Genomic DNA, 12,636 nt, shown 5'->3' on the forward strand with positions numbered 1-12,636 from the left:
CCGGAAGTCATGAGCAGACCTCCGAAGACGACCTACAAGACCACCAACTGGCAAAGCTACAATCAGGCACTGAGGCAGCGCGGATCACTGACCTTTTGGTTCGATCCCTCGATGCAGTGGGAGGCCATTCCGTCGGGGCGCCGCGGCCGTCAGCAGGCCTATAGCGATGCTGCGATCCAGGCCTGCCTCACCTTCAAGACACTCCTCGGGCTGCCGCTCCGCCAAGCGACCGGTTTCGTGGCGAGCCTGCTCGAACTGTCCGGGCTCGGCTGGTCCGTGCCGGACTTCAGCACTCTGTCACGTCCCATTGCCCGGCAGGCGATTTGCAAGGCAAATCTGCCGAGAGGGGCCAGAAGACCTTGAACGTGACGATCCCGTATCGCGGTTCCAAGGGGCCGCTGCATCTGCTCGTGGACTGCACCGGCATTAAGGTGGAAGGCGAAGGCGAGTGGCACACGCGCAAGCATGGCGGCTCGAAACGAAGGGTCTGGCGCAAGATCCACCTCGGGATCGATGAGGAAACGCTGGAGATCCGGGCGGTCGAGGTCACCTCCAGCAATGTCGGCGACGCGCCGATGCTGCCGGACCTGCTTGCCCAGCTGCCCCCGGATCAGGAGGTCGCCACCGTTACAGCAGACGGTGCCGACGACACGCGCGCCTGCCACGACGCCGTCGCCGGCCGCGGCGCAGCAGCAATCATTCCGCCCCGCCGCAACGCGAGACCCTGGAAGCCGGACACGGCAGGAGCCCGAGCGCGCAACGAGATCCTGCGGACTTCAAAGTATCTTGGCCGGGCGCTGTGGCGGAACTGGAGCGGCTACCACCGACGTAGCAGGGTGGAGACGAAAATGAACTGCGTGAAGCTGCTCGGACAGAGGCTGATGTCACGCGACTTCGACCGCCAGGTTGCCGAAGTTCAGATCCGGGCGGCGGTCATGAACAGCTTCACTGCCCTCGGTATCCCGGTCACCGTGGCCCTGGGATAAGTGTATCCGGGAAAGGGGAACTGCGGTCATCAGCTGATTTGTGCAACAGCGCCGCGGTCGATCCAATTCGCCAAGGAAAAGGGTTGGGGTCCGCGTTGCTTGAATGCTGCCTCAAACGTTGTGACGAAGATGGAAGACCTGCCTACTTGGAGTCGACAAACCCTGCAAATCTATCGCTGTATAAGCGCTATGGTTTTCAAGAGATGGGTCTAATCAAAGCCGACCAAGCCCCACCCCTGTTTCCGATGTTTCGAGCCGCCCAATAGCGATAGATCAAACGGCCGCACCGTCCGCACTGTGATGGAGTGGATGCCCCTCCCGACGGCATCGTGATGTGCCATGCTGGTACTGTCTTAACAGACCAGAAACAGAGGAGGCGACAATGGAAATGGTTGCGATCATAGGAGTAGATTTAGCAAAGCGTAGTTTTCAGGTGCATGGGGCAGCGGCTGACGGCAGTGTTCTGTTCCGCAAAAAGCTGTCTCGGGCGCAAGTTTTGGCATTTTTTGTACAACAACCGAATTGCACAGTTGCTATGGAAGCTTGTGCAACCGCGCATGACTGGGGGCGTCAGATCGAGGCACTTGGCCATGATGTGAAATTGATACCGCCCATCTATGTGAAACCTTTCGTCAAACGGCATAAGAATGATGCGGCTGATGCAGAAGCGATTGCCGAGGCTGCGTCACGTCCAACGATGCGAACAGTCGCCGTGAAAACACATGAGCAGCAAAGTCGGGCGGTTTTGTTCCGGACACGTGACCTGCTTTTGAGGCAACGCACGCAGCTGATCAACGCCCTGCGGGCTCATCTCGCCGAGTTTGGCCGGGTGGCACCAAAAACGACGACAAATATCAAAAGTCTGAGGGAAATCTTGGAAGATCCCGAGAACGGTCTGCCAAAAGTGGTGACAGATGTTGGATCAATCTACCTTGGTCAGATCGCTACACTAACAGAACAAATAGGCAGGCTTGAAAAGCAGGTACGCATCGAAGCGACAAGAGACGATAACGCACGCCGTCTCCAGACCATGCCAGGCATCGGTCCGATAACTGCAATGGCTGTCTCGGCCTTCGCCCCACCTATGGAAATCTTTCGTCGGGGTCGGGATTTTTCTGCGTGGGTAGGGCTGGTACCGAAGCAACACTCGACCGGGGGAAAGCAGAAATTGGGCCGAACGTCGAAGATGGGGCAGAGAGATATCCGCAGGCTCTTGGTCATCGGTGCCATGTCCGTAGTGAGGATGGCGATTCACAAGGGTGCCCCTGAAGCATCTTGGCTCCAAAGGATGCTCGCAAGAAAACCACGTATGGTCGTCGCAATTGCACTCGCAAATAAGATGGCGCGCAGGTTATGGGCCATGTTGGTGAAACACGAAGATTACAGAGACCCGGCTATCGCCGCCGCGTAAGCGTTGCGATGGCCGGTACGTCGGGAATGTGAGGAGGTCTTTGAGTGTAAGGGCAAATGATCGGAAAGATCGGGTTCAGTAAAACCAGGAACTCACACCGGGATAATCAACCCGCCACTGTGATGTGGAACTGAACCGCGTATCTCCATACCGGCCAGCGGCGTCTGAAACGCCGCATAAACAGGCCTGACAGATGACCGCATCCGTTCACATTCCCAAACGCTCAAAAAACAACTTGCATTAAAGGGGGCCTCCACAGATGTAAGTTCACCGGTTCCAGAACCTCGCGGCCGCAGCGAACGGCAGAAACGGCGGGCTGCACCGCAGCACAAAACCTCGGACGGCTACGTCAGACGGCCGAGTTTGCAGCGGCAGCTTCCTGCGCATAGCCGTCGCTCGGTCAACGCCCTAGAAATGACCGCACTCTGCCTAGCTAGCTTAGGAACAATCTGCTTACGGCTTTTCGTGAAAGTAGACCCAGTATCGGCCAAGCCCACATTACATGTGCCTGAGTGGCGTCCAAAAGGCTGGGCAATGGCTGCATCTTGGCGTCCCGATTGAAAGCCCACTGACAAACTTGTCATTATTGGCAAGCACGACGTGTAGGGAGGCATTGAATGGCCGCAACCGGCATAAATCGCAAAGCGGATGCTCAGAGCCCGGCGGAGGGTCAGAATGACGTTATGCGCGTCTGCAATCTGCTTGGCGGAAGCAAGGTCATTAAACGTCCAGTCCGCACCTCATTGGAGGCGCACGACCTGATCGCAGATGGGCTACCGCTTCAGGCTCTCTTATTTTTGATAGACGGGGTGCAGGTGCTTACGACAGGTGACGCACTTCACAAGGCTGTGGGGCTCAGTCATCGCAAGCTTATGCGGCGGAAACCAGGAGCCCCAAGAAAGACGCTTTCAATGGAACTTGGCAGCCGGATCTGGCGCTTTGCCGACATCCTTTCCAAGGCTTCGGACGTTTTGGGAGACCAGAAGCTGGCAGAGGCGTGGCTTCTGGAACCTGCATTCGGTCTCGACCGGCGAAGGCCCATCGACCTTCTGGGGACAGCTGCTGGAACCAAAGCAATTGAAGACCACATCGCCAGAATGGACTATGGGGTTTACTCTTAATCCTATCTTGCTGCTCGTTCTGTCGCCTTGATCATAAACGTGGTGCGCCGCTCATGCTCAATGACGGACGTCTGCCGCCTCAATCGCTTCGGTGAAGGCTAGCTTCCGATCGAGACACGCAGGTCCAGCCTGCGCTTGCGTCAACCGACGCCTGTCGCCCTCAACACGGACAAAAAGCTCCGAAATGTCCTTTGTTTTGGGGGTGGAACACGGCCCGGCCGAGAAACAAAGAGCTGGAGGAGCAATGCTCCGCCAGCTCAATAAGTTCAAAAAGGTGACCAGAGCTGAGGGCCGAAGGGGCATTCATTTACCCCCTTGACACCCCTTGCGCAGACTTATGCTTTCGTTTGCGCATTCATTTGCTTTCTCTGACTGACTCTTGTCGGGACCACTGAAAAAATGCCATTGACGCCAGCGACCGACCTGTAAGCCATTGTTTTCAAACGGGTCAAATCTGCGCAAAACCAGCTGAGGCGGCTTTTCTGCCATTTTTCACGGGATTATCTGCCATCGAAAGTTCCAAAAAAATGCCGCCCGAAGGCGGCAATCTGGATGATGCATGCGTTGGCAGGTCAGATTTCCAAAGATTCCGGCAGGTCAGCCCTTCGATACAGAATCGCGCCCAGGGTTTTCGGGTCGAAAGCCGGCTTCACTTCGTGCGCAGCCAGCATCCGTTTCAACTGAGGCTGCTTGCATTTCGCCTCGATCAGAAGGCTTTTGAAGGTCACGTACCTGCTGCGGAAGCAGGCCATGGCGGCGGGTGTGACCCACGCGTCTTCTTCGCCCGGAACGCTAACAGTTTTCAGAACTGTCCCGCCGAACTGGCCTGAGACCAGCCGCTTACCGGCAGCCGCTCCGATGCCCAGCATCATGAACGCAAGACCGATACTCATGCCGGGCCGCCCGCGCGGAGTGAGGGATTTCACCTCCCGCGGATCGACCAGGAGGCCGCTGAGGCCGTGCTCATTTTCGAGCCGCATGACCCGCTGCAGCCGGCCGCCAAACACAGCGGAAAGGACCAGCTGCATCTTCTTCCGGCTGATTTCAGCGCTCTTTGCCAGGCTGACCATGCTGCCGGGAGCCTCGCTGACAGGAGTGGCAATGCGTTCGATGCTGGAAAGAAGCGCGTCCACATGCTCACGATCGACCGCCCGGCTGATCTTGCCCAGTTTCAGTCCACCGTCGTGCAACGGGGTCAAAAGCCCTTCATCCATCAGAGCTGCCACCATGGGCCGGGAGCCATTGAGAACCTGCGGCAGCAGGGTAACCGCAACCGCCCGTTTCATCTCCGCGGCCACTGTTTTGCCTGCCTCGTAATCCACAAGCACATGGGACCCCGGCAACTCCGCCTCGGTCTCCGAGATCACACCTTTGGCCCGGAGCACATTCTTGAGGGTGACGTCATTCACGGCCTCAGATGCCGCCAAAGACGCGATACTGCTCCGGCGCGGTTGCATCCCGGTTTCCCCGAGCAGCGGCTGCCCCGCCTGCACATCCATATTGTCCAGAATATGTTCACGCAGGATATTGCGGATCGGCCCCGGATCTTTGGACAATTTCGACGAGGCAAGCCAGGAGTAGAGCATGCCGTAAGTCGTGATCCGGCGCAGGCGTCCGTCGCAACGGCCCTGCGCATCTGCAAGGAGCAGGTCCAATGCCTTATTAATTTCTGCCTGCCCGAGGGACGCGTACGGCCATCCCGCCCGGCCAGCTTCATCCCAGTCCATCTGCCCCATTTCTCCGGCCTTGGCGCCAGCACCGAACCTCAGAACGGCCCCCAGCATCTCGGTTGCGCGGACAGCCTGTTCGATCCCCTGGCTATCAAGCCAGTCCGGCCCCTTTGAGCCCTCAAGACGCCCAAGCACATAGTCCTGAAGCGGCGACGGCGCGCGTGCCGGCAACGGCTCCGCCAGCGCCTGCAGAGCAGCACCGGTTTCAGGCACCAGCAGCTGCAGTTCCCGAGCCTTGCCGTCCCAGGCATCACGCTGCCGCTCCATGAGCGGCCGCTGATGGCGCGGGCAAACCCTGACCGGAGCCAGCAGCCACTCAAGCCGCCCCCGCCGCTGTGCGTGGGGACGGCTGGCGCCGCCTTCATCTTCGGCCAGGCAGGCAGGGCAGAAGCGAGTCACGGAGCCGGTCAGAAATTCCGTGGAAAACGCCTCGCCGCGCAGCTCAAAACGCCTGCCGTCCAGGCTGCGGATGGTGTTGTGCTCCACCACCTTGTGGTCCTGACTAGCCAGATCACAGAGGCGCCGGATCGCATCTGCATGCCCGCCCGCGAGCCGCATGAACGGCACGTCCATGTCGTTGAGGAAAGGCCGGAGGCTGCCACCGGTGTGCAGGGCTGCAAGACGCGCAGCCCAGGACAGCGGCGTCTCACAGGGGGCAAACGGAAGAGAGGGATACATCTTGTCCATGGTCATGTCCTCTGCTTCCGCTTGCGTTTGGCCGGTTTCCTGGGCTCTTCCTCCTCATCGGACGCATCCGGGTCGATCGTCCACCACTCCGGAACCTCGAACACATTCTGGTCGAGCGGGCATCCCTCGTCGAACGCCCAGGCTTCCGAGAAATGCCAGATATCCAGAGCCGCCTCACCATGGTTCAGCGCCTGCTCGATTGCCGCATTGATGGTCTCGATGCAGCGCCCGAACCTGTAGCGGGAGGCATGGAACAGCCTGTCGACCAGATCCTCCTGCTGAGGCGGCTCCAGTTCCGCACGGGCGCAGTATTGCTCGATCAGGGCGGCGAACTGCTCCTTGTCCGTATGCACAGCGACCGGTTTCAGGTTGATGGTGGAAAACCGGCGCTTTACCTGCGCGTCGGTGCGGATGATTTCCCGGAGCCTTTCGGTGCCGGACAGGATCACGATCACCGGGTGCTCCCCCTGCATCAGCGTCTTCACCGCCCTGAGGATCAGGTTCCGGTCGGCACAGAACAGATCGTGCGCCTCGTCGATCCACAGGACGGCGATCCCGAGCAAGTGGAGCCGTTCACGGAACACCTGGAGCTGGCTCCAGACCTCGCTACGGCCGGACTTCACGGGGTAGCCGCTGCGGGTCAAAAGCTCCTGCGTCACGCTCTTCAGGGTCGCGGGGCTCGGCACCACCGTATCCAGGTAGAGAGGGCGCCCCTCCGGCATCTGGGAGAGCACAGGGTGCCGGGACAGGCCCCGGTCCACCAAAGTGGATTTACCGCCGCCGGGCCCGTCGATCACCAGGATGCCGCGCGTCTCTCCGGTGGAGGTGAAGCGCAAAGCCTCGGGCAGCAGTTTGCCCGAGGTATCGCGTTTCAGGAGCCGGTCGAGGTGGGACGCAAATTCCGCGTCCCTGGGCGATCCGACATGGAGGTTGCGCAGGGTTTCCAGGGTGTCGGCGATTTTCTTTGCTTGCTCAGTCATGATCAGTTGTCCTCGATGGTCCAGTCGGTGGAGTTGGAGTTACGGCGTGCGGAGGCCGGTTTTTTGCTGGCGGTTTTCTCGGTTCCGCTGGTTTCTGCTTCTGGGGCAGGGAAAGAACTGCCGATGCCGTCCTTGGCCTTCTGCAGCTGTTTGGGCTTGCCGAACCGGACGCCCCGGAAGATCCGTTTTTCCTCCCGCGCAATGCGCTCCGGCGACCAGTCCTCGACCACCAGATTGGCAAGTGCCATGGCCTCGGCGTTGCGTTCGGAGATCGCTTTGATCGCCTGCTGAACAACCTCGGTGTTGATCCGCTTTGCCTTGGGGTTCCTGGACCGCACGTCCCGGGTGGCCGACAGCCAGATCTGCGCGGGCACGCCATCAAGCTCATGGTCGATGGCGGGAACAGTGAACCAGTTGCTGCCAAGCCGCACTTCGATGGCGCCGATGTCCTTGGGGTGCCAGCGCACGTCGACATCGCATTTGTCCTTGCGCAGCATCCAGTCGGCCAGCCGTTCCGAATGGTAGCGGACGCCAAGAACGGTCAGACCTTCCTTGCTGAGTACGCGCGTCATCCGGTGACCGAAGACGAGGCGGCTGCGGCGCATGTCCGGAGACGGCCGGACGCCCCATTTCCCCATCAAACGGCGCCAGCATGCCGCGGGCGTCTCACCGCCCAACCCGCGGTGCGGGTTGTTGTGGTAAATGTCGACAATCCAGCGCACGAGAACGAAGACCAGGTCGTCCAGCGTCAGTGCCGCACGCTCTTCCGGATTTGCGTCCCCCTTGGTGACGACGTCAGAAAACGTGCGCCCGGACAGGCGGGGAAGAAGGTCCTTGGCGACGGTGTTGAACACACGTTCAATGGTGCCGCGGACTTCCGGGCAGCCCGCGATTGCCAGTTCCTTGGTGATCCCGAGATCGGCACAAGCGAAGCGGAAGGCCTGCGACTTGAACGCAATTCCGCAGTCCGTGACGATCAGTTCCGGAATACCATACATGTCCCAATGACCGAGCGCGCCAACCAGATCAGCCCATTGGCCTTTGTTCGAGACAACCATTTGGAGCACTTGCACCGCGGCCCGTGCTTTCGGTGCCGTGGAAATAACCATCCCCACGATGCAGCGGGTGGTGCAGCAGATCGCCACCGTCAGCGTCCAGCGCTTCTTGGTCTTGTCCAGGCCCAGCTGGAGGCGTTCCTCTTCATTGAACAGGTCGATGAGCCCGCTGGAATGCATCAGCGTCATCAGATCGATTTCCCATTCATCGATCTCGACCCGCTGGAGCGGGCGGGTCAGGTTAAGCCCGTTCAGAACCGGCTTGAACTTTTTGCGGGCAGCCGCTTCGCCGTAGCGGGCCGTAATCACCGCAAACGGGTCGAGCGCCCGGATCGCACGGCGTGTGGTTTCTCGGCTGGGTACATTGAGGGCAGGCAGGCCGCGTTCTTTCCGCTCGGCATTCCGGTCCTCGAAGGCGATCTGAACATTTTCATGGATCGTCTTCATAGTCGGCCTCTCACAGCTCATGTAGCCGCGCACTTCCTTCATCAGCAGACCAACCGCCTCAGGCCCCAGGATCCGGTTGCGGTTCCCGCGCAGATGCATCGCGTCCAGCAGACCCGCCTGACCATCAAGTTCCGCCGCCTTGATCCAGGTCCTCAGCGTCCGGGGGCTTGGCGGGACCGAAATGTCCGCCGACTTGCCGGGATTGGCAACGCCCAAAGGGTTGAGGTTTTCCGCGTACACCGTTGCGTAACCGATCAAAGCTTTTTCGTTGGCTTTGATAGCTGCATCGGTGCGGTTGATTTCCCCATTGCGCTCCATTTCGAGGAACGCCTCGACATAGGCGCTGCGCTTCGAGACCCGGGCGTTTTTGGTCAACGGCAGAGCGGACAGAAGGCCGGTGCTGGCTTGCTGCTGCCGGGCCGCCTTTTCCGGATGGAAAAAATCCGGCTCAATGCGGAGACGGCCCAGCGACGACAGGCGGCTCAGTTCCTCATGCGAGAACTGATAGGCCCGGCCGGTTCCATCCTCCATTTTCAGCGTTTTCCCAGCTTCATTCTCGAAGAGGAAGCTGTAAGACACCTCGTTGACGTTAATGCGGTCGAAGGCACCGATTGCGATGCGGGTTTTGCGATAGTCGTAAGACAGCTCCATCATTCCCATCAGACCTGCTCCTTCCTGAGGACCTGAGATTTCGGGGAGATATGCGCGTAGCTGACGTTCTGGAGGACGCCGTCCTCATCGTGCCATTCGAAGCCGACCTGTTCGCAGACCTCACCGGTTTCAGGTCCGGTGGTCACTCCGAACAGGAGCCATTCCTCTTCATTGAAAAAGTCGATGCGGCCGCTGGAATGCATCAGCGTCTTCAGATCGATTTTCCAGTCATCGATCTCAATCCGCTGGTGCGGATGGTGCAGGTCCAGCACGTTCAGAACCGGCTGGAACGCCGCGTGTGCGGCTGCATTGTGGTAGTCGTAGGACAGCTTCATCAGACCTGCTCCCTTTTGAAGACCTGGGATTTCGGGGAAATGCGCTCATGGCTGACGAGCTGAAGATGGCGGGACCGGATCAGCCGGATCAGCGCCCGGAAACCCATGGCGCCGCAGCCGGCAAGGTCCCTGAGAACCTCCAGAGTTTCGATGCCCTGCATGTCCCGAACGGCTTTCCGCGCCGCGTCATCGGCCTCCGGGTCCTCCTCGCGAACGGAATGAAGAAGTTCGGCATTGAACAGATCGACGGGGTCCAGGTCCTCTTCCGTCAGCAGGCGGACATCGGCAACGAAGCCTGCTTTCCGCGCCTGATCCGAGATCCGGCACATCTCCTCGAAGAACGCGTCGCTCACGCCGTACGTTGGCCGCACGGAATAGGCGATAACCGCTCCATCGGTCTGCACCACCACGAAGTCGAAGTAGTGAGGGTGGAGCTCGCCGTCCGCATCGTGCCATTCAAAGCTAACCTGCTCGTAGATCTCGCCGGTTTCCGGCCGGGCGGCCAGGCAAAGGCAGAACTGCAGCTCGTGATGGCTTTCGAGTTGGACAATGCGTCCAGGACCATCGCCCAGGACGGCGTGGCCGGTGAAGTGCCCCTTGGAGGCCGCCGCGACATCGCGGTTGGCAAGGCTGGGTTCAGGAAGCCGGATGCCTTCCTGCTGAAAAGGATAGGACATTGATGTGTCTCACAGTTGATTGGCCCGCGGCCCGGAACTGGGCAGCGGTGATCGCTCTCGGCCGTCACCAGGCACAGCTCTTCCGGCGCTCCGCCCCGGTGAAAACCGAATGCGAAAGCTGGGAGCTGACCGGTGCAGCGCGTGCTCCATCGGTCCCGGACGCAAGGCGTCCAGGCCGGATGCAGCTGTATTGGTGAGGCAGTCGCCGTCCTTGAAATCCGGAGCCGGATTTGCTATTAGACCATTGCTACGTGGCGGACATTGAACTGCCTACAATGAACGCGCTCGTTCCTTTGCCGAGGTTCGGGCGCTTTCATTTTGAAGGGGTCATTTCTTCATTGGCGTTTCTCCTCGTTCAGTCAGTTTCAAATCGAGCCGGATCCTGAGCGAAAAACTCAGCACCGGGCACCCGGAGACGATAACAACTGACCTGCCCCCCGCAAAATCCCTCACCATGAAGTAGAGTCTGCCCAACCTATGTAGGAGCAGACGAATGCGTAAGAGCCGTTTCACTGAGGCGCAAATCATCGGGATGATCAAAGAGCAGGAAGCCGGGATGCCGACAGCGGAGGTGTGCCGTCGGCACGGCCTGAGCCCGGCGACCTTTTACAAACTGAAGTCCAAATATGGCGGCATGGAGGTGTCGGAGGCCGCGCGGCTGAAGGCCCTGGAAGATGAGAACGCCAAGCTGAAGCGGCTGCTGGCGGACACGATGCTCGACAACGTGGTTTTGAAAGACCTGCTGGGAAAAAGCTGACGACACCGAAAGAGCGGCGAGAGGCAGCGCTCAATGCAATGCGGGATCATGACATCTCGCAGCGCAGGGCCTGTCGGCTTGTCGGTGTCGACCCCAAGACGGTCCGGCGCGAACGCCCGCTCGACCATCCCGAGATCCGCCAGGAGATGAAGGAGATCGCTGGCAAACGCCGCCGGTTCGGCTACCGGCGGATCGGCGTGCTGCTTGAGCGAAAAGGCATGATCATGAACCACAAAAAACTCTACCGCCTCTACCGGGAAGAAGGCCTTGCGGTGAAACGGCGGCGGGGCCGCAAGCGTGCCCGGGGCTCGCGAACGCCGATGCCCGAAGCCACACAGCCCAACCAGCGCTGGTCCCTGGATTTCCTGGCAGACAGCTTCGGCGCGTCGCGGAAGTTCCGCATCCTGGCCGTAAACGATGACTGCTGCCGGGAAAACCTGTGCCTGGCCGCGGACACCAGCATTTCGGGTGAGCGCGTTGCCCGGGAGCTGGACGCGCTCGTCCGGATCTACGGAAAACCTGTTTGCGTTGTCAGTGATAACGGCACGGAATTCACCAGCCGGGCAATCCTGAGATGGGCCGACAGGAACGGCGTGGATTGGCATTACATCGATCCCGGAAAACCGCAGCAGAATGCCTTCATCGAGTCATTCAACGGAAGCCTGCGGGACGAGCTTCTCAATGAAGAGCTGTTCGATACCCTGGACGATGCCCGCCGCAAGCTGGCGCTGTGGCGCTACGATTACAACAACGTCAGGCCGCACTCTTCGTTGGGGAACAGAACGCCAAAGCAAGCGCGGCAGGCGCTTGAGCAATTTGAGGGCTCCGCGCCTGCCGCGCTTGCCAAGCCCGAAACCGACGACTACCAAAATCAAACCCGCAGACTCTCGTCATGAGCGAGGGACCCGCGGGGGGCAGGTCACAACCTGACCGCCTTCCGGGAAGAATTTTTGTTGTTTTGATTCAACGTGATACAACGCAAATCAAAGTTCCGTTTTCACTCCCGGCCGCTAGATCAGCACCGTACAAATTGTGCCTGCGCCAAACTGTGGCACAAGTTTCAGCAGTCCTTGCGGCCAGGCAGAAATCCGAAAAACAAAAGGCCGCTGCGTGTTTTCGCAAACGGCCCGGTCTCAAGGATAGGGAATGATCTGTCTTACACGTTCCGGCTCACTGGTTTTCTCGAAATTCAGTGGCTGGAAACGGTATCCCACGGCCACTGATTCGGCGAACTTCGATGTGAGCAGTAGCGTTGAACTGAACAGTACCCTGCGCCCGATCCGGGAGGATCAGCCTATGAGGCGCGGGGCCGAGGGTGCGATATGCGAGTTCAGGTTCATGGGGAAAGAAGTAACTGATGTACAACCGGAGGGTCAAGCAGGTTTTTAAAAAGGCTTAGCGGAATTTGTGCGTTCGTTAAAGCTGCCTGCACATTCGGTACGGGTGATCTAGCTCTTCGAACTATCTTGGCAAAGAGCAGCCGCACACCCAAAAGGGAAAGATAAGATCACAATACCTCCCCAGGCTTGTGTCAAAGTCCTTTCAAGGTGTGCAGTATCCCTTGAAAGGACACCTTGGGGTGGTCCCGATTGAGGACCTAACTGGTACTCACGCCACTGCTCAGCGTGATCACGGCGACGGATCCACCCGGAACCCGCCCCTGCGCGCAGATCATCCGCATCCCGTCGTCTGGCCAGTTCCGTCGTTTCGCCTTGTTACCCCAGACTATTTTCACTCATTCGCTCGTGGATGGAGCGATTGGTCCAGCACCCCATCCACTTGCGACCAAACGCAAATGC

General features: G+C 59.4%; 9 protein-coding genes and 1 pseudogene. 5 read left to right on the top strand and 5 right to left on the bottom strand.

Annotation, left to right across the window (positions count from 1 at the left end; all coding sequences use genetic code 11):
- The first annotated feature begins 9 nt into the window (after positions 1-9).
- The 4 genes and pseudogenes from AC5STB_RS04545 to AC5STB_RS04560 all read left to right on the top strand — a co-directional run bounded on the left by AC5STB_RS04545 (position 10) and on the right by AC5STB_RS04560 (position 3,518).
- Positions 10-986, top strand: a pseudogene (locus tag AC5STB_RS04545) (IS5 family transposase).
- A 38-nt stretch (positions 987-1,024) separates the two neighbouring features.
- Positions 1,025-1,252 carry a GNAT family N-acetyltransferase gene (locus AC5STB_RS04550; protein WP_495441789.1) on the top strand — a complete coding sequence of 76 codons (228 nt, stop codon included), beginning with the start codon at positions 1,025-1,027 and terminating at the stop codon, positions 1,250-1,252.
- Between the two features lie 116 nt (positions 1,253-1,368).
- Entirely contained in the window at positions 1,369-2,397 is a 1,029-nt protein-coding gene (locus AC5STB_RS04555; RefSeq protein WP_027236523.1) for an IS110 family RNA-guided transposase, read from the top strand.
- 617 nt (positions 2,398-3,014) lie between these two features.
- Positions 3,015-3,518 (top strand): Xre family toxin-antitoxin system antitoxin, encoded by a 504-nt coding sequence (locus tag AC5STB_RS04560; RefSeq protein ID WP_495441790.1) that lies wholly within the window; start codon positions 3,015-3,017, stop codon positions 3,516-3,518.
- Between the two features lie 572 nt (positions 3,519-4,090).
- Here the strand turns inward: AC5STB_RS04560 and AC5STB_RS04565 are convergent.
- From AC5STB_RS04565 to AC5STB_RS04585, 5 genes are read right to left on the bottom strand one after another with little or no spacing between them, the layout of a single operon-like run.
- Positions 4,091-5,941 (bottom strand): TniQ family protein, encoded by a 1,851-nt coding sequence (locus AC5STB_RS04565; RefSeq protein ID WP_495441791.1) that lies wholly within the window; start codon positions 5,939-5,941, stop codon positions 4,091-4,093.
- A complete protein-coding gene (locus AC5STB_RS04570; RefSeq protein WP_495441792.1) occupies positions 5,938-6,915 on the bottom strand; it encodes a TniB family NTP-binding protein in 978 nt (325 codons plus the stop codon). Before AC5STB_RS04570 ends, AC5STB_RS04565 begins: the two co-directional genes overlap by 4 nt.
- A gap of 2 nt (positions 6,916-6,917) precedes the next feature.
- Positions 6,918-9,077 carry a TnsB C-terminal domain-containing protein gene (locus AC5STB_RS04575; RefSeq protein ID WP_495441793.1) on the bottom strand — a complete coding sequence of 720 codons (2,160 nt, stop codon included), beginning with the start codon at positions 9,075-9,077 and terminating at the stop codon, positions 6,918-6,920.
- A complete protein-coding gene (locus AC5STB_RS04580; RefSeq protein ID WP_495441794.1) occupies positions 9,077-9,403 on the bottom strand; it encodes a hypothetical protein in 327 nt (108 codons plus the stop codon). Before AC5STB_RS04580 ends, AC5STB_RS04575 begins: the two co-directional genes overlap by 1 nt.
- Positions 9,403-10,080 (bottom strand): hypothetical protein, encoded by a 678-nt coding sequence (locus AC5STB_RS04585; RefSeq protein WP_495441795.1) that lies wholly within the window; start codon positions 10,078-10,080, stop codon positions 9,403-9,405. The genes AC5STB_RS04580 and AC5STB_RS04585 overlap by 1 nt, the downstream gene beginning before the upstream one ends.
- Positions 10,081-10,573: 493 nt before the next feature.
- Between AC5STB_RS04585 and AC5STB_RS04590 the strand changes: the two genes are divergently transcribed.
- Positions 10,574-11,733, top strand: a protein-coding gene (locus AC5STB_RS04590; RefSeq protein WP_495441156.1) for an IS3 family transposase whose coding sequence is annotated in 2 segments (ribosomal slippage) — positions 10,574-10,832 and positions 10,832-11,733 — 1,161 coding nt in all. Because the reading frame shifts where the segments join, the coding sequence is not laid out codon by codon here.
- The last annotated feature ends 903 nt before the right edge of the window (positions 11,734-12,636 follow it).

This window comes from Leisingera sp. CC-HEC093 (assembly GCF_059429195.1).